Origin of the sequence: Bacteroides sp. AN502(2024) (genome assembly GCF_041227145.1) — a bacterium.
GTDB lineage: Bacteria > Bacteroidota > Bacteroidia > Bacteroidales > Bacteroidaceae > Bacteroides.
The window spans coordinates 2656446-2675269 of record NZ_JBGFSP010000003.1 but is presented as its reverse complement, the minus strand read 5'-3'; the positions used below and the strand labels follow the sequence as shown (position 1 = coordinate 2675269).

19 protein-coding genes are annotated in these 18824 nt (G+C 41.8%); 15 read left to right on the top strand and 4 right to left on the bottom strand.

From position 1 onward, the window contains the following. Positions 1-157: 157 nt before the first annotated feature. From AB9N12_RS10330 to AB9N12_RS10320, 3 genes are all read left to right on the top strand, one after another. Entirely contained in the window at positions 158-844 is a 687-nt protein-coding gene (locus tag AB9N12_RS10330; protein WP_369891919.1) for a phosphatidylserine decarboxylase family protein, read from the top strand. Between the two features lie 10 nt (positions 845-854). Next, positions 855-1562, top strand: coding sequence for a CDP-diacylglycerol--serine O-phosphatidyltransferase (gene pssA / locus AB9N12_RS10325; protein WP_369891917.1), 708 nt, complete (start codon positions 855-857; stop codon positions 1560-1562). Between the two features lie 65 nt (positions 1563-1627). Next, positions 1628-1873, top strand: a complete 246-nt coding sequence (locus AB9N12_RS10320; RefSeq protein WP_369891915.1) for a DUF4834 family protein — start codon at positions 1628-1630, stop codon at positions 1871-1873. A 14-nt stretch (positions 1874-1887) separates the two neighbouring features. Here the strand turns inward: AB9N12_RS10320 and AB9N12_RS10315 are convergent, their stop codons facing one another. Both AB9N12_RS10315 and AB9N12_RS10310 read right to left on the bottom strand, forming a co-directional pair. Further along, a complete protein-coding gene (locus AB9N12_RS10315) occupies positions 1888-2325 on the bottom strand; it encodes a nucleoside deaminase (RefSeq protein ID WP_369891913.1) in 438 nt (145 codons plus the stop codon). A 39-nt stretch (positions 2326-2364) separates the two neighbouring features. Next, positions 2365-2598, bottom strand: a complete 234-nt coding sequence (locus AB9N12_RS10310; RefSeq protein ID WP_369891911.1) for a hypothetical protein — start codon at positions 2596-2598, stop codon at positions 2365-2367. 67 nt (positions 2599-2665) lie between these two features. Between AB9N12_RS10310 and AB9N12_RS10305 the strand changes: the two genes are divergently transcribed. The 4 genes from AB9N12_RS10305 (at position 2666) to AB9N12_RS10290 (ending at position 5553) form a co-directional block, all read left to right on the top strand. Beyond that, a complete protein-coding gene (locus tag AB9N12_RS10305) occupies positions 2666-3031 on the top strand; it encodes a YraN family protein (RefSeq protein WP_369891909.1) in 366 nt (121 codons plus the stop codon). Between the two features lie 56 nt (positions 3032-3087). Continuing rightward, positions 3088-3444, top strand: coding sequence for an MmcQ/YjbR family DNA-binding protein (locus tag AB9N12_RS10300; protein ID WP_369891907.1), 357 nt, complete (start codon positions 3088-3090; stop codon positions 3442-3444). Then, the gene (locus tag AB9N12_RS10295) at positions 3428-4183 is read left to right on the top strand and encodes a biotin--[acetyl-CoA-carboxylase] ligase (RefSeq protein WP_369892856.1); all 756 of its coding nucleotides are present in this window, start codon (positions 3428-3430) and stop codon (positions 4181-4183) included. The genes AB9N12_RS10300 and AB9N12_RS10295 overlap by 17 nt, the downstream gene beginning before the upstream one ends. A 62-nt stretch (positions 4184-4245) precedes the next feature. Beyond that, positions 4246-5553, top strand: coding sequence for a zinc-dependent metalloproteinase lipoprotein (locus tag AB9N12_RS10290; protein ID WP_369891905.1), 1308 nt, complete (start codon positions 4246-4248; stop codon positions 5551-5553). A gap of 30 nt (positions 5554-5583) precedes the next feature. On the opposite strand, the gene AB9N12_RS10285 is transcribed toward AB9N12_RS10290, so the two are convergent. Then, positions 5584-6267 carry a tetratricopeptide repeat protein gene (locus tag AB9N12_RS10285; RefSeq protein WP_369891904.1) on the bottom strand — a complete coding sequence of 228 codons (684 nt, stop codon included), beginning with the start codon at positions 6265-6267 and terminating at the stop codon, positions 5584-5586. A gap of 113 nt (positions 6268-6380) precedes the next feature. Here AB9N12_RS10285 and AB9N12_RS10280 point away from each other — a divergent pair, with 113 nt between their 5' ends. From AB9N12_RS10280 to pelA, 8 genes are all read left to right on the top strand, one after another. Continuing rightward, entirely contained in the window at positions 6381-7709 is a 1329-nt protein-coding gene (locus tag AB9N12_RS10280) for an MATE family efflux transporter (protein ID WP_369891903.1), read from the top strand. A gap of 54 nt (positions 7710-7763) precedes the next feature. Then, positions 7764-8474: a UMP kinase gene (pyrH, locus tag AB9N12_RS10275; RefSeq protein ID WP_369891900.1), complete on the top strand. Its 711-nt coding sequence runs from the start codon at positions 7764-7766 to the stop codon at positions 8472-8474. A gap of 135 nt (positions 8475-8609) precedes the next feature. Continuing rightward, the gene (frr, locus tag AB9N12_RS10270) at positions 8610-9170 is read left to right on the top strand and encodes a ribosome recycling factor (RefSeq protein ID WP_369891898.1); all 561 of its coding nucleotides are present in this window, start codon (positions 8610-8612) and stop codon (positions 9168-9170) included. 98 nt (positions 9171-9268) lie between these two features. Then, entirely contained in the window at positions 9269-10201 is a 933-nt protein-coding gene (rsgA, locus tag AB9N12_RS10265; protein WP_369891896.1) for a ribosome small subunit-dependent GTPase A, read from the top strand. A gap of 160 nt (positions 10202-10361) precedes the next feature. Further along, positions 10362-11447, top strand: a complete 1086-nt coding sequence (locus AB9N12_RS10260) for an efflux RND transporter periplasmic adaptor subunit (RefSeq protein ID WP_369891894.1) — start codon at positions 10362-10364, stop codon at positions 11445-11447. Positions 11448-11462: 15 nt separating this feature from the next. Next, positions 11463-14495 carry an efflux RND transporter permease subunit gene (locus AB9N12_RS10255; protein ID WP_369891892.1) on the top strand — a complete coding sequence of 1011 codons (3033 nt, stop codon included), beginning with the start codon at positions 11463-11465 and terminating at the stop codon, positions 14493-14495. Continuing rightward, entirely contained in the window at positions 14492-15832 is a 1341-nt protein-coding gene (locus tag AB9N12_RS10250) for a TolC family protein (RefSeq protein ID WP_369891890.1), read from the top strand. The genes AB9N12_RS10255 and AB9N12_RS10250 overlap by 4 nt, the downstream gene beginning before the upstream one ends. A 30-nt stretch (positions 15833-15862) precedes the next feature. Beyond that, positions 15863-16969 (top strand): pectate lyase, encoded by a 1107-nt coding sequence (gene pelA, locus AB9N12_RS10245; RefSeq protein ID WP_369891888.1) that lies wholly within the window; start codon positions 15863-15865, stop codon positions 16967-16969. 155 nt (positions 16970-17124) lie between these two features. Here the strand turns inward: pelA and AB9N12_RS10240 are convergent, their stop codons facing one another. Next, positions 17125-18762, bottom strand: coding sequence for a fumarate hydratase (locus AB9N12_RS10240; protein ID WP_369891886.1), 1638 nt, complete (start codon positions 18760-18762; stop codon positions 17125-17127). Positions 18763-18824 lie beyond the last annotated feature (62 nt).

Sequence of the window (18824 nt, the reverse complement as noted above, 5' to 3'; positions counted from 1 at the left end):
ATAAGTAGTTAATTTGAAGGCATAAAATTACTACCTCCGGGGTTATAAACAAAAATAATCCTCAAAAAGTTATCAACATTCGCATTTCTATGCTCATTTACTTGCTGTTTTTTTAAAATAAGTATATTTTTGCAGACAATATCATTAAACAGCATTCATGGGCCGACTAAAGAAATTAAAAAAAATACGGATTCACCGCGAAGGAACACATATATTATGGGCTAGCTTCTTGCTATTGTTATTGATTAATGCGGCTCTTTATTGGGGGATCGATTGCAAAATACCATTTTATGTAGTAGCAGTAACGAGTATAGCAATCTATCTGCTGATGGTGAATTTCTTTCGATGTCCGATCCGTCTCTTCGGGCAGGACACTGAAAAGATTGTCGTAGCACCCGCCGATGGAAAGATTGTCGTCATCGAAGAAGTCGATGAAAACGAATATTTCCATGACCGCCGGTTAATGATATCTATCTTCATGAGCATCGTGAATGTGCATGCCAACTGGTATCCGGTGGACGGTACCATTAAAAAAGTAGCACATCACAATGGAAACTTTATGAAAGCATGGCTGCCGAAAGCCAGCACAGAAAATGAACGTTCTACGGTAGTGATCGAAACTCCGGAAGGAGTGGAAGTGCTCACCCGGCAAATTGCCGGAGCAGTGGCACGCCGTATTGTCACCTACGCTGAAGTGGGAGAAGAATGTTATATCGACGAACACCTGGGATTTATCAAATTCGGTTCCCGTGTGGATGTGTATTTACCCATTGGCACAGAAGTATGTGTCAGCATGGGACAATTAACGACCGGTAACCAAACGGTTATCGCCAAACTTAAATAATTCTGTCACCATGACAAATGTTATTAAAAACAGTATTCCGAATACCGTAACCTGCCTGAACCTTTTCTCCGGTTGTATTGCTTGCGTCATGGCTTTTGAGACAAAATACGAGTTGGCTCTACTTTTTATTGCTTTCAGCTCTATTTTCGACTTCTTCGACGGATTGCTGGCTCGTATGCTCAACGCATATTCCATTATCGGAAAAGATCTGGACTCATTGGCAGATGATATCAGTTTTGGAGTCGCTCCTTCACTGATCGTATACTCTCTGTTCAAAGAAATGTATTATCCGGCAAGCATGGAGTTCATCGCTCCTTACCTACCCTATCTGGCATTCTTAATTTCTGTTTTTTCAGCATTGCGCCTGGCCAAATTCAATAATGACACGCGACAGACCAGTTCTTTTGTCGGACTTCCGGTCCCTGCCAATGCGTTGTTCTGGGCCTCTTTAGTAGCAGGAGCACATGACTTCCTGATATCAGACAACTGCCATCCTGTCTACCTTCTTATACTTGTCTGCCTGTTTTCCGGACTACTGGTATCGGAAATACCGATGTTTTCGCTGAAATTTAAAAATCTTTCATGGAATGACAACAAAATCAGTTTCATATTCCTGATTATCTGTATTCCTCTCCTTATATTTCTGGGGATCAGCAGCTTCGCCATCATCATAGTATGGTATATTTTACTTTCACTTTTTACAAGAAAAAGTAAATAAACAATCTCTTGGCACATTTGTTGTACCATGAGTTTTATCGAAGTACAACATAAAAATCATAGCCCATGTATATACTTTTATTTATATTCATTTTTATCATTACCATTTTGGTATTTGGCCTTTCCATTATCAGCTTCATACTAAGAACGATTTTCGGATTCAGACGTACAAACCAACAGGATCATGACCAAAGTAATCGTCGCCCGATGGATGAGGAGGATATATATTCCGAGAATATTTCGAAAAAAAGACATAAAAAAATATTCACCCGAGATGATGGCGAATATGTAGATTTTGAGGAAATCAAATAAACGGGACGCTGCTTTTATTTTCGTTTCGCAGCAAAAAACTCTTTCATGAGTGCAGCGCATTCGCCAGCCATCACTCCTTTTACAACCACAGTTTTAGGATGTAGAGCCGAACCGGCATATTTCTGATAGCCGCGTTTTTCATCTTCGGCACCAAATACAAGCTTGCCGGTTTGTGCCCAAGCGATAGCTCCTGCACACATCACGCAAGGTTCAACTGTGACATACAGGGTACATTCGTTCAAATACTTACCACCAAGCACATTGGCTGCAGCTGTAATGGCCTGCATCTCGGCATGGGCTGTTACGTCATTCAATGTTTCTGTGAGATTATGGGCACGTGCGATAATCCGTTCTTTACAAACCACAACAGCCCCCACAGGAACTTCTCCCTGATCGGCAGCTTTGCCTGCCTCTATCAAAGCCTGTTTCATAAAATAAATATCGTCCAGCATGCCCCTTTCATTTTCAATCTGTCATTTCAAATTATCCCCCTATCGCCTCATGTCATGTTCACCAAAAAGGGTCGGATAATCTTCTTCCATATTCTTATAGATAAACATGAGAATGGTTTCACGAAGCCAACGTGATTTGTTCGTTATCTTATATCTCTCCAGATAACGATCTATAATCAGCTGTTCTTCGTCGCTCAACAAAATGCTCATCCGCCGTTCCCTTTTGGTACACTCGACATGCATTTTCAGGCACTTCTTACTTCTTTTTCTCATATCTTTTGCAAAATTACTTTTACTTCTGTAAAAACAAAGAATAAAAGTAGTAAATTTGCAAAAAAAGATGGCTAAACATAATGATTTAGGAAAATTCGGAGAAAATGCTGCCGTAGCTTATCTTGAACAAAAAGGATATCTTATTCGTGACCGGAACTGGAGAAAAGGACATCTCGAACTGGACATTGTAGCAGCAAAGGACAATGAGCTGATTGTGGTAGAGGTGAAAACCCGCAGCAATACCCTATTTGCCCAACCGGAAAATGCTGTTGATCTACCCAAAATAAGACGTACGGTACGCGCAGCGGATGCCTATATCAGATTGTTTCAGATTGACACTCCTGTACGCTTCGATATCATTACGATAGTAGGCGATGAAATAAATTTCAAGGTCGAACATATAGAGGAAGCATTTTATCCTCCTTTATATTAAAGTTCGCTACAGAAGACGCAAATACATACATAGAGTTATTATATAATCGAATCATTATGAATGTAGAAACTATCAGAGAATACTGCCTGAACAAGAAAGGAACTACAGAGTCTTTCCCTTTCGATGATGTATCACTCGTCATAAAGGTGATGGACAAAATGTTTGCTCTCATTGATCTGGAAGAAGCCAATCACATTGCACTGAAATGTGATCCGGAGAAGGCGATCGAACTTCGCGAACGTTATGCAGGAATTGAAGGAGCTTATCATTTTAATAAAAAATACTGGAATAGTGTTCGCTTTGACAGTGACGTAGACGATAAACTAATGAAAGAACTTATCGATCACTCTTACGATGAGGTAATCAAGAAATTTACTAAAAAGTTACGTGCAGAATATGATGCCCTCCCCTGAAATATTCCCGGTTCCATTGATTCATATCAGTGAGACTAATTCTACCAACAGTTATCTGCAGTCTCTCTGCTCTAAACAGAAAGTGGAAGAACTCACTGTCGTAGTCGCCGACTTCCAGACTTCCGGTCGCGGACAACGTGGCAACTCTTGGGAATCAGCTCCCGGTAAGAATCTTCTTTTCAGCACCGTCATCTTCCCGGAGTTTCTGGAAGCGCGACGCCAGTTTCTCATTTCACAAATTGTATCTTTAGCCATTAAAGAAGAACTGGATACCTATACCACCGATATCTCCATCAAATGGCCGAACGATATTTACTGGAAAGAGAAAAAGATATGCGGTATATTGATAGAAAACGACTTGATGGGGCGAAATATCAGCCAGAGTATTGCCGGGGTTGGGATCAACATTAATCAGGAAACGTTTCACAGTGATGCCCCCAATCCTGTTTCATTATACCAAATTACAGGAAATCAATATGATATCTTTGAGGTATTGAGGAATATTATGATACGCATCCGATCTTATTATTGCCAACTTCAAGAGAATGACACCTCATTTGTAGCCCAATATGAGAAATCGCTTTTCAGAAAGAAAGGAATGCACCGTTACAAAGACGCCAGCGGTGAATTTCTTGCACGAATCGTTTGTGTAGAACCCGAAGGCAGATTGATTTTAGAAGATGAAATGCTTAACAAGAGAGGCTATATGTTTAAAGAGGTAGAATATTTACTGAAATAAATAATTGGCTGATTGAAACATTTTCTTTGAAACATGTGTTTTTATATAAAACCCTTTTATTCATGAAAACAAGATTTATATTCCTGCTCCTATTATTGTGGATGCTAATAGGGTGTAGTGATTCAAATTCGGATTCAGCAACTCTAGAAATTTCCCCATCTACATTTGATGATATCAGTCCGGAAGGAAGCACAATAAAAATATCTATCACATGCAACTCTTCTTGGAAGACGATCAGTAATCAAAATTGGTGTATTCCCAACCTGCAAAATGGTAATAACAACGGAGAACTCGTTTTGACCATACATGCCAATAATACTTCCGAAGAAAGAAGTGCGATTGTTACTATTATAGCCAAAAAAACAAATAAAACTATAAAAATAACTCAATCCCCTTCTACAAGTACAACCGGCGAATATCATTACAAGTTACCCGTCATATTTCATGTTCTTTACAAGGACCCCGCCAATAGAAATCAATATGTAGATAAAGGTCGCCTTGCCCAAATCATTAACGCATGTAATTTGCGATATAAAAATAAAATATATCAAAACGAAAGCCATAATATCAGTCAGGATATGAATCTTGAATTTGTGATGGCAACCGAAAAACCGGATGGAACTGCTTTAAAGGAAGCTGGTGTTGAACGAATAAAATGGGAGGAAACTCTTCCTATGTCTTGCGAACAATTCATGAATGGAGAAGACAAAAGTCGAGCCAAGAAATATGCGGAAATGCTATGGAATCCGAACGTATATATCAATATCTTTGTATACCCGTTTAGCGAAAGCGATATTTTAGGAATAGCACATTTACCTTATCGTTTATCGTCATATCCATTAGATGGCCTAAACAATGGAGATTATTATTTAAGCCATGAGGTGGAATATCCCCATTGTGTCTCTATTAATAGTAGCTATATTTATGTAAACAGTAATAATGAATACTACCACACGACTGACGTTTACAATACTCTTACACATGAATTAGGACATTATCTTGGACTACATCATGCCTTTTCTGAAGATGAAGATAATACTGATTTGTGTGAAGATACTGATTATTGTACAGATACCCCGACCTATAACATTACCAAATACACAGAGTGGATAGATGGTATAGGTGATTTGAATAAGTATTCCCTCGATAAGTTGTGTACAAGAACGAACTGTGAAGGCGGAACCTTTATTTCGCGCAATATCATGGACTATGCTTTTTGTTACTCAGACCAATTTACATTCCAGCAACGTAAGCGTATCCGCCACGTATTATCTTACAGTCCTCTTATTCCCGGAATGAAAAAATACACATCAGCAGATACCCGCTCATTGAGCTGTGACGAACAGCCGCCTATACAATTTAGATATTAGTATTTGAATAAATCCAAAGAGGTGAACCGCCTAGCGCTTCACCTCTTTCTCTATCCTCAATATCTTATCCAATGTCTTTTGGGCTTCTGTCGACGGAAAACGCAGAATCACTTTCTGCAACGAACTACGTGCTTTTTCATACCGAGTAGTAAACAATCGCGATAATCCGTCCCGATAGCGGGCATATTGCATTTTAGTAGGAGAAGAAAGTTTCTTGTAATCCATCTCCAACTTTCTCTTCTCCTGCTCTGCCATCAGATAATAATAATTTCCTAAAAAGATATTAGCTGCCAGATTATCCGCATCCAGTTGCACTATTTTTTCGTATATACGCAAAGCTTCTTTTTCTTGCCCGCGACACACTTGCATTTCCGCACATGCTTCCAAACAATCCACATTATCAGGTTCTTTTTGCAGCAACTCTTTGTAAAACAAATAAGCTTTGTCGTAACTCCGTTTCTTTTTATAGGCAAGAGCTAATTCGACAGCCAGTTTGGAGCTAATTTCACTATTCTTGTCCACATCCGTCCAATAATACATTTCCGTACGGTCTATATTCAAAGGAATAGTCTGCCGGAAATAGCTCACAGCCTGTCCATTCTGCCCGGCCTCAATGGCGGCAGATACTTTCTGTAACATCTCATCAACCGACTGTGCATTCAGCGCCGGCGACAGTGAGAACAAAAATAAAAGAAAAGCAGGTAAAGTCCTCATAATCCATCTGATTGCTATTTAGTTCGTGACACACAAAGATACAATAAAAAAAATAAAAAATGTACCTTTGTGGACGAAAAGAACAATCAATTTGATAAAAGTATTTCTATAAAATGATAAATAAAAAACAATCCCCCGAAAACAGGCGAATATTACGGATAGCCATACCCTCGATTATATCAAATATTACCGTCCCGCTACTGGGACTTATCGATGTTACCATCGTAGGTCACCTCGGTTCTCCAGCCTATATTGGAGCCATCGCCGTAGGGGGCATGTTGTTCAATATCATCTACTGGATTTTCGGTTTTCTGCGTATGGGGACGAGTGGCATGACCTCACAAGCGTATGGCCGGCATGATCTAAATGAAATCACTCGGTTACTGTTACGTTCTGTTGGTGTAGGGTTGTTGATCGCTCTTTGCCTGTTGATACTCCAGTGCCCTATTCTGAAATTGGCATTCACTCTGATACAAACCACACCGGAAGTCAAGCAGCTGACAACCACCTATTTCTATATCTGCATCTGGGGAGCTCCCGCCACATTAGGACTTTATGGATTCGCCGGTTGGTTTATCGGAATGCAGAATTCACGTTTTCCCATGTATATCGCTATTACTCAAAATATTGTCAATATTGTGGCCAGCCTATGCTTTGTCTACTTGCTGGATATGAAAGTGGCAGGAGTGGCAACAGGAACTTTAATTGCTCAATATGCAGGTTTCTTTATGGCTATTCTGCTATACATGCGCTATTACAGTGCATTAAAAAAGCAAATTACATGGAAAGAGATCATACAAAAACAAGCCATGTACCGTTTCTTCCAAGTCAACCGGGACATCTTCTTCCGTACCCTTTGCCTGGTTATGGTCACCTTGTTTTTTACCTCTGCAGGAGCCGCGCAAGGAGAAATTATATTAGCCGTAAACACCTTGCTCATGCAGTTATTTACTCTATTCTCATACATCATGGACGGATTTGCCTATGCCGGTGAAGCACTGGCTGGCCGTTACATAGGTGCTAAGAATCAAACAGCCTTACGTAGCACAGTACATCATCTTTTCTACTGGGGCCTGGGTCTTTCACTGGTATTCACGATTCTCTATGCAGCTGGTGGAAAAGAATTTCTGGGATTGCTAACCAATGACACTTCAGTAATCAACGCTTCAGACACTTATTTTTACTGGGCACTAATTATTCCGTTAGCCGGTTTTTCCGCTTTCCTGTGGGATGGAGTCTTTATTGGTGCCACCGCTACCCGCCAGATGCTTTACTCCATGCTAGCCGCCTCTGCCAGCTTCTTCGGAGTATATTATGCCTTCCATTCTCTTTGGGGAAATCACGCCCTGTGGCTGGCTTTTCTCATTTATCTGTCCTTGCGAGGAATGATACAAACCTTTTTGGGAAGGCGAATAATGAAAAAAGTAATCGTATCCCGCTGAGGCTATCCGACAATTTATCGCTATATTTGCGGCAAACAATAAAAAGCTAAAGGTATGGCAAAGTATAAAAGAATCTTACTAAAGCTCAGTGGAGAGAGCTTGATGGGCGAAAAGCAATACGGCATTGACGAAAAAAGATTGGCAGAATATGCTCAACAAATCAAAGAGATCCACGAACAAGGAGTACAGATTGGTATCGTCATCGGAGGAGGCAATATATTCCGCGGACTAAGTGGAGCCCATAAAGGATTTGACCGTGTGAAAGGTGACCAAATGGGAATGCTGGCTACCGTTATCAATAGCCTCGCTCTAAGTTCCGCTCTTGTGGCTATCGGTGTAAAAGCACGTGTGTTGACAGCAATACGAATGGAACCTATCGGTGAATTTTACAGTAAATGGAAGGCCATTGAATGTATGGAGAACGGTGAAGTAGTTATCATGTCTGCAGGAACGGGAAATCCATTCTTTACCACAGATACCGGTTCTTCACTGCGAGGAATAGAAATCGAAGCAGACGCCATGCTGAAAGGTACTCGTGTAGACGGTATTTACACAGCCGATCCCGAAAAAGATCCTACTGCAACCAAATTCGATGATATTACGTATGATGAAGTATTGAAACGTGGTCTGAAAGTCATGGATTTAACTGCGACCTGCATGTGCAAAGAAAACAACCTGCCTATCGTCGTATTTGATATGGATACAGTCGGTAACCTAAAAAAGGTTATCAGTGGAGAAAAGATAGGCACGTTAGTCCATAACTAATTTATCGCTACTGTTATCCTGATTACCACCAACAAGTCACTCATAAAAAAGATGGGGATGCTGTTGCAGATGAACAAAAAATAGTATACTTTTGCTACTTAATCAATCAAAATGCAATTTTAAACCTCAAAAAATATGGTAGACGTAAAGACTTGCCTTAACAACGCACAAGAAAAAATGGATATGGCCATCATGTATCTGGAAGAAGCACTAGCACATATCCGCGCCGGGAAAGCGAGTATCCGCTTATTAGATGGCATCCGCGTAGATTCTTACGGAAGCATGGTGCCTATCAGCAATGTGGCAGCTGTTACTACTCCGGATGCTCGTAGTATCATGATCAAGCCTTGGGATAAAAGCATGTTTCGTATCATCGAAAAAGCAATCATCGACTCTGACCTCGGCATCATGCCCGAAAACAATGGCGAGATGATCCGCATCGGCATTCCTCCTCTGACGGAAGAACGTCGTAAACAACTGGCAAAACAGTGTAAGGGAGAAGGTGAAACAGCTAAAGTAAGTGTACGCAATGCCCGTCGTGACGGCATCGACGCACTGAAAAAAGCTGTAAAAGACGGATTGGCAGAAGACGAACAGAAAAATGCGGAAGCCAAACTGCAAAAGATCCATGATAAGTATATCAAACAAATCGATGATATGCTGACTGAAAAGGAAAAAGAAATTATGACCGTTTAAATTGGAAATTGAATATTAAAAATTGAGAAGGAGCTGTGTCATGTAGTATGCTGCACTTTCCTTCTCAAATTTTAATTCTCAGTTCTCAACCTCAATTTATGAAGGGATTAGTAATCAAAAACACGGGTAGTTGGTATCAGGTGAAAACCGATGACGGACAATTTATCGAATGTAAAATCAAAGGTAATTTCCGGCTGAAAGGGATTCGCAGCACCAATCCTGTCGCAGTGGGCGACCGTGTTCAGATTATACTTAATCAGGAGGGCACTGCCTTTATCAACGAAATAGAAGATAGGAAAAACTATATCATCCGTCGTTCTTCCAATCTTTCCAAACAATCACACATCCTTGCCGCCAACCTCGACCAGTGCATGCTGGTGGTAACCGTCAACTATCCCGAAACTTCCACTATCTTCATTGACCGCTTTCTTGCATCGGCAGAGGCTTATCGCGTTCCCGTCAAATTGGTATTCAACAAGATAGATGCTTACGACGAGAATGAACTCCACTATCTGGACGCACTTATCAACCTGTATACACAGATCGGTTATCCCTGTTTTAAGGTTTCCGCCAAAAACAGTAACGGAGTGGACGAAATTAAAAAGGACTTGGAAGGCAAAATTACACTATTTTCCGGTCATTCGGGAGTCGGTAAATCGACTCTTATCAATTCCATACTGCCGGGCATAGAAACCAAGACCGGCAAAATTTCTTCTTACCATAACAAAGGTATGCACACCACTACTTTCTCCGAAATGTTTCCTGTAGACGGGGATGGATATATCATTGACACTCCGGGTATCAAGGGGTTCGGTACATTCGATATGGAGGAGGAGGAAATCGGACATTATTTTCCCGAAATATTCAAGACTTCCGCCAACTGCAAATATGGCAACTGCACTCACCGTCATGAACCCGGATGTGCCATACGCAAGGCTGTGGAAGAACACCTTATCAGCGAATCGCGCTATACCTCTTATTTAAATATGCTGGAGGATAAAGAGGAAGGCAAATATCGGGCTGCCTACTAATCATTCACCATATTTTATAAAAAGAATTTTTACATAAATATTTTTCATTTCCTAACTCTTCATTCCCAGAAAAAATGTCTTGTGGTTAAACCATTTCAAGAATATGGAGTCTAATCTGCAAAAGAATAATCATATCAATAGATATATACGATACTAAACCATGAATAAAAAGACTAAATGGGGCATCATTATTCTTGTTGGTGCCGGAATTATCGGTGGAGGAATCTATTCACAATTACCGAAAAAAAACGATGAACTAACAGCTGCCGACAAAGTGATGGGCGGCAATCAGAAAAAAGGGAAACAAGTTCTAAATGTAAATGCTAAAGTCATAAAGCCACAATCCCTGACAGACGAGTTTATTACTACCGGCGTACTTCTGCCCGATGAGGAAGTGGATTTATCTTTCGAAACTTCGGGAAAAATTGTGGAAATCAACTTCGAGGAAGGAACGGCCGTAAAAAAAGGGCAGTTGCTTGCCAAAGTAAATGACCGGCAGTTGCAGGCACAATTACAACGCCTCGTTTCACAATTAAAACTGGCAGAAGACCGTGTATTCCGCCAGAACGCTCTGCTGAAACGGGATGCCGTCAGTAAAGAAGCTTACGAACAAGTAAAAACGGATTTGGCAACCCTGAACGCAGATATAGAAATAATCAAAACCAATATCGAATTAACCGAACTTCGTGCTCCGTTCGATGGGGTGATCGGGCTCCGCCAAGTTAGTGTCGGCACTTATGCTTCTCCGACTACTGTTATTGCCAAACTGACCAAAATCGCTCCATTGAAAGTGGAATTCTCCGTACCGGAACGTTATGCCAAGCAAATCAAGAAAGGGACCAACTTGAACTTCAGCGTTGAAGGGAACCTGGATGCTTTCGGTGCACAAGTGTATGCTGTGGAGTCAGCTATTGACCCGAACCTGCATCAGTTTACCGCCCGTGCATTATACCCGAATGTCAATCACACCCTGCTTCCCGGCCGTTACGCGAGCGTGCTGTTGAAAAAGGATGAAATACCTGACGCAATTGCCATTCCCACAGAAGCTATTGTGCCGGAAATGGGCAAAGACAAGGTCTATCTGTATAAATCAGGGAAGGCCGAACCAGTGGATATTATTACCGGCATCCGCACCGCATCTGAGGTACAGGTGATCAGAGGATTACACAGGGGAGATACCATCATTACTTCAGGAACACTGCAACTACGTACCGGACTTGCCGTTACTCTTGACAACATTGATTAATAATACCAGCACCTTATGAATATATCCGAATTAAGTATACGTCGCCCGGTATTAGCCACAGTATTAACGATCATCATCCTCCTTTTCGGATTCATCGGATACAATTATCTGGGTGTCCGTGAGTATCCGTCGGTGGATAATCCGATCATTTCTGTCAGCTGTTCTTATCCGGGAGCTAATGCCGATGTTATCGAGAACCAGATAACCGAACCGTTGGAACAGAATATCAATGGTATTCCCGGTATCCGTTCTTTGTCCAGTGTGAGTCAGCAGGGACAAAGCCGTATCACAGTAGAATTTGAATTGTCCGTCGATCTGGAAACAGCGGCCAACGACGTACGTGACAAGGTTTCACGTGCCCAACGTTATCTGCCCCGCGACTGCGACCCTCCGACTGTTTCAAAAGCGGATGCTGATGCTATGCCTATCTTAATGGTTGCACTTCAAAGTGACAAGCGCACGCTATTGGAATTGAGCGAAATCGCGGATTTGACTGTAAAGGAACAGTTACAAACTATTGCCGACGTAAGTGGTGTATCGATCTGGGGAGAGAAACGTTACTCCATGCGCCTTTGGCTCGACCCGGTAAAGATGGCGGGATATGGTATTACTCCCATCGATGTTAAAAATGCCGTGGACAATGAAAACGTGGAGCTCCCTTCCGGTAGTATCGAAGGGAATACCACCGAGCTGACTATCCGCACACTGGGATTAATGCATACTGCAGATGAATTCAATGATTTGATTATCAAAGAAGAGAATAACCATATTGTACGTTTCAGTGATATCGGACGTGCAGAATTGGGACCTGCCGATATCAAGAGTTATATGAAAATGAACGGAGTTCCTATGGTAGGTGTCGTAGTCATTCCACAGCCGGGTGCCAACCATATTGAAATCGCGGATGCTGTATACCAGCGCATGGAGCAGATGAAAAAAGACTTGCCGGAAGATGTGCATTATAATTATGGTTTTGACAACACCAAATTTATCCGTGCGTCTATCAATGAGGTTAAATCAACTGTATATGAAGCTTTTATACTCGTAATCATCATAATCTTCCTCTTCCTGCGTGACTGGCGCGTCACATTGGTGCCTTGTATCGTAATCCCTGTCTCTCTTATCGGCGCATTCTTCGTTATGTATCTGGCAGGATTCTCCATTAATGTACTTTCCATGCTCGCCATCGTACTGTCGGTGGGGCTGGTGGTAGATGATGCCATCGTTATGACGGAAAATATTTATATCCGTATTGAAAAGGGAATGGCTCCCAAAGAAGCGGGAATAGAAGGAGCTAAAGAAATCTTCTTTGCCGTCATCTCAACGACTATCACGCTGGTTGCCGTATTCTTCCCTATCGTCTTTATGGATGGAATGACAGGACGATTGTTCCGGGAATTCAGTATCGTTATTTCAGGTTCAGTCATCATTTCATCGTTTGCGGCATTGACTTTCACTCCGATGCTGGCAACAAAATTACTTATAAAGAGGGAAAAGCAAAGTTGGTTTTATGCGAAGACCGAACCATTCTTCGAAGGAATGAACCGGCTATACAGCCGGTCACTTGCCGCTTTCCTTAACAAACGCTGGATTGCTCTTCCATTTACTTTCATCACCATTTGCCTGATCGGTTTTCTATGGAATGCCATTCCCGCAGAAATGGCTCCACTTGAGGACCGTTCGCAAATCAGTATTAACACCCGGGGTGCAGAAGGTGTCACTTACGAATATATCCGGGATTACACGGAGGACATCAATCAACTGGTTGACTCTATTCTTCCCGATGCGGAAGCTGTTACAGCCCGTGTATCCAGTGGTAGCGGAAATGTACGCATCACATTGAAAGATATGCAAGACCGTAACTACACACAGATGGATGTTGCAGAGAAAATATCAAAAGCGGTACGGAAGAAAACAATGGCGCGTTCATTCGTACAGCAACAGTCTTCTTTCGGCGGACGTCGTGGAAGTATGCCTATACAATATGTACTTCAGGCTACCAATTTGGAAAAGCTGGAAGAAGTGCTACCCAAGTTTATAGCTAAAGTATATGAAAATCCAGTTTTCCAGATGGCTGACGTTGATTTGAAGTTCAGTAAACCTGAAGCCCGTATTCAAATCAACCGAGATAAGGCCAGTATCATGGGAGTAAGTACCAGAAACATTGCTCAAACGCTGCAATATGGATTAAGCGGCCAACGTATGGGATATTTCTATATGAACGGTAAGCAATACGAAATTCTTGGTGAAATCAACCGTCAGCAACGAAACAAACCGGCCGACCTGAAGGCGATTTACGTTCGTAACAGTAGTGGGGATATGATTCAGTTGGACAACTTGATTGAATTGGAAAGTGGTATTGCTCCTCCCAAATTATATCGCTATAACCGTTTTGTGTCAGCCACCATCTCTGCTGGATTGGCAGATGGCAAAACAATCGGACAAGGCTTGGAGGAAATGGATAAGATTGCCAAAGAAACATTGGACGACACTTTCCGCACTGCCCTATCGGGAGACTCTAAAGAATATCGTGAAAGTTCTTCCAGCCTAATGTTCGCCTTTATCCTGGCCATCCTTTTGATTTACCTGATTCTGGCAGCCCAGTTTGAAAGTTTCAAAGATCCGTTGATTATCATGTTGACAGTGCCACTGGCTATTGCCGGCGCCTTGGTCTTCATGTATTTTGGAGATATTACAATGAATATTTTCAGTCAGATCGGTATTATCATGCTGATCGGTTTGGTGGCAAAGAATGGTATCCTGATTGTAGAATTTGCCAATCAGAAACAGGAAACCGGAGAAGATAAAATGAATGCTATCAAAGATGCCGCACTGCAACGTCTCCGTCCGATTCTGATGACAAGTGCCTCTACGGTTTTAGGACTTATCCCACTGGCTTTTGCCACCGGAGAAGGTTGTAACCAACGTATCGCCATGGGTACGGCAGTAGTAGGTGGTATGGTCGTATCTACCCTGCTTACGATGTACATTGTACCGGCTATTTACAGTTACATCTCGACTAACCGAATCAAAAAACTACCAGAATGAAACAGAAAGGAATTTACATGAAACAAACTATTTATATAACTATTGTATGTGCCTTCTTATCAGTCTCTTTTGCAAAGGCACAAGTCCTCACGCTAAAGGAATGTCTGGAAGAAGGATTACAAAATAATTACTCTTTACGCATCATACATAACGAAGAGCAGATCAGCAAAAACAACGCAACGTTGGGAAATGCAGGTTACCTGCCTACACTGGACTTCTCTGCCGGATATACCGGAAACCTGGATAATATTGAAACCAAGGCGCGTGCTACCGGGGAAATAACAAAATATAACGGAGTCTACGATCAGACGGTTAATGTCGGTCTTAACCTCAACTGGACTATTTTCGACGGATTCAATATCAGCACCACCTATAAACAGTTGAAAGAACTGGAACGTCAGGGGGAAACCAATACCCGTATTGCTATTGAAGACTTTATTGCTTCCCTGACTTCCGAATACTATAATTTTATCCAACAGAAGATCCGTCTGAAAAACTTTCATTATGCAATGTCGCTTTCTAAAGAACGCTTGCGTATAGCCGAGGCTAGTCACCTGGTCGGTAAGTTTTCAGGGCTGGATTATCAGCAGGCAAAGGTGGACTTCAATGCAGACAGTGCCCAATACATCAAACAACAGGAATTGCTGCATTCTTCACGCATCCAATTGAATGAACTGATGGCCAACAACAATGTCAATCAAAACATTATTATCAAAGACTCCACCATCAACGTACATAGCGATTTGCAATTTGATGATTTATGGAATTCTACGTTGGCAACCAATGCTTCTTTACTAAAAGCGGATCAGAATACGGTACTTGCTCAGTTAGACTACAAGAAAATAAACTCACGCAACTATCCATATCTCAAATTAAATACCGGATATGGATATACGTTCAACAAGTATGACATCAACGCAAACAGCAGAAGAGGTGAACTGGGCTTTAATGCCGGAATAACTATAGGTTTTAATATATTCGACGGTAATCGTCGCCGTGAAAAGAGAAATGCAAGTCTGGCTTTTAAGAACCGCCGCCTGGAACGACAAGACCTGGAATTATCACTTCGCTCTGATCTTAGTAACCTATGGCAAGCCTATCGCAACAATCTCCAATTGTTGAATCTGGAACGTCAAAACCTGATAACTGCGAAGGACAACCATGATATTGCCATGGATCGATATATACAGGGAGACCTCTCCGGTTTTGAAGTACGCGAAGCACAAAAAAGTTTGTTAGACGCAGAGGAGCGCATCCTCTCCGCCGAATACAACACGAAACTTTGCGAAATATCCCTGTTGCAGATCAGTGGTAAGATTACGAAGTATCTGGAATAAAGAATATAAAAACATTAAATAATAAAAGCCATGAGAGCATCAAGTCTTTTCTTACTATTACTTCTTATCCTGACGAAAGCCTCAGCCCAAAACTCAAAAGCAACAAATTACAGAAAACAACGAAATTACAAAGAATGGGTACACATCGCTCCCAAATTTGACGATGATTTCTTCAAGACGGAAGAGGCACAACGCATCGGTGACAACGTGTTACTCTATCAACAAACAACCGGAGGCTGGCCCAAGAACATTTATATGCCGGCAGAGCTGACGGAGCAAGAATATAAGACTGCACTAAAAGCCAAAGAGGACGCCAACCAAAGCACAATCGACAACAACGCCACTACCACGGAAATCGAATATCTGTCACGGCTTTATCTGGCTACGCAAAAGGAGAAGTATAAAGAAGGAGCACTGAACGGTATTCAATATCTACTCAAAGCACAATATGAGAACGGTGGATGGCCTCAATTTTATCCGCGTCCCAAAGGTTATTACGTACAAATCACCTACAATGACAATGCAATAGTGAGAGTGATGAATCTGCTTCGGGAAATATACGAAAAGAAGACTCCTTACATCTTCCTGCCTGAAGATATCTGCAAACAAGCACGCAAAGCTTTTGATAAAGGCATAGAGTGCATACTCAAAACACAGGTGCGCCAAAACGGAGAATTGACAGTATGGTGCGCCCAGCACGACCGTGTCACTCTGGAACCATGCAAAGCACGTGCTTACGAACTTCCGTCATTAAGCGGCCAAGAGTCAGACAATATTGTATTACTACTTATGTCACTCCCCAATCCATCCACAGAAGTTGTAAAATCGATAGAAGGAGCCGTTAAATGGTTCCAGAAGTCGGAAATCAAAGGGCTACAGAAAGAATATTTCACGAACAGTGATGGCAAAAAAGACTATCGCATGGTTCCTTGTGAAGACTGTCCCACTCTTTGGGCACGCTTTTACGAACTGGAAACTAACCGACCTTTTTTCTGTGACCGTGACGGCATTAAAAAATATGAAATCTCGGAAATCGGGCACGAACGCCGAAATGGTTATAGCTGGTATAACAAAGATGGAAGTAAGGTGCTGAAAAGATACGAAAAATGGAAGAAAGAACAGAATAAACAACCATAAATGACCAAAGACTGATATTTACCCTGCCAAAGTAAATATCCCGAGAGTCCTTAGAATGAGAAATCCCCTCGCTACATGAATTGTAATGAGGGGATTTTTTATTGAAGGCTTTTACAACCTCTTCTCAAAATCTTATATAAACGAAGTAAAACCGATTATTTTGTACAATTCCACGGTTTCAACTGTTTGAAGAAGTCATTTCCTTTATCATCTACCAGGATAAATGCCGGGAAATCTTCGACTTCAATCTTCCAAATAGCTTCCATGCCCAGCTCCGGATATTCCACACATTCGATGCTCTTGATATTATTCTTCGCAAGGATAGCTGCCGGACCTCCGATAGAGCCAAGATAGAAACCACCATACTTCTTACAAGCATCTGTGACCTGTTGGCTACGGTTACCTTTTGCCAACATGATCATGCTACCACCGTGACTTTGGAAAAGATCAACATACGGGTCCATACGTCCTGCCGTAGTAGGCCCCATAGAACCACAGGCCATGCCTTCCGGAGTTTTTGCCGGACCTGCATAATAAATAGGATGATCCTTCATATACTGTGGCAAGTCTTCACCCCGATCCAAACGTTCTTTCAGTTTAGCATGAGCGATATCACGACCTACGATGATTGTTCCGTTCAGTGACAGACGGGTAGCTACCGGATATTTAGTCAGTTCTTTCAGAATTTCCGGCATCGGACGGTTCAGGTCTATCTTTACAACATCACCTTCACCTGACTGACGCAGCTCTACAGGAATAAGTTCGCCAGGATTTGAATCCAGTTTCTCAATCCAGATACCTTCCTTATTGATTTTACATTTGATGTTACGGTCGGCAGAGCAAGATACCCCTAAACCTACCGGACAAGAAGCACCGTGACGAGGCAAACGGATGATACGTACGTCATGAGCAAGATATTTACCTCCGAATTGTGCACCCAGCCCAATTTTGTGAGCTTCTGCCAATACTTCTTTTTCCAATTCGATGTCGCGGAATGCACGGCCATATTCATTTCCGGTAGTCGGTAGATTATCATAGAAATGAGTAGAAGCCAGCTTCACTGTCAACAGGTTCTTCTCTGCTGAAGTACCACCGATAACGAAAGCGATATGATAAGGAGGACAAGCAGCTGTTCCCAATGTTTTCATCTTTTCTACCAAAAAAGGTACCAGTGTACCGGGGTTCAGGATAGCTTTTGTTTCCTGATACAAATATGTTTTGTTGGCAGAGCCACCACCTTTTGTTACGCAAAGGAACTCGTATTCCATACCTTCGGTAGCCTCGATATCAATCTGCGCAGGGAGGTTACATTTGGTATTTACCTCGTCATACATGTTCAAAGGTGCATTCTGTGAGTAACGCAGGTTCTCTTCGGTATATGTTTGATATACACCCAGTGAAAGAGCCTCTTCGTCAGAATATCCGGTCCATACCTGTTGCCCTTTTTCACCGTGGATAATAGCAGTACCCGTGTCCTGACAGAAAGGAAGTACACCTTTGGAAGCAACTTCCGCGTTACGCAGGAAAGTCAGTGCCACATACTTATCATTTTCACTTGCTTCCGGATCACTCAGAATCTTAGCAACTTGTTCGTTATGCGAACGACGAAGCATGAATGATACATCACGAAAAGCTGCATTAGCCATCGCAGTCAAACCTTCTTTCTCTATTTTCAGGATGGGATTTCCTTCAAACTCGCTTACTGATACATAGTCTTTTGTAAGCAGATAATACTCAGTTGTATCTTTTCCCTTCTCAAACATGGGCTGATACTTAAACGGAGGTGTTGCCATAAGTTTCTTATTTTATTACGTAATGTTAGTTAGTGTGGCAAAGGTAGTATATAAATTAAAAA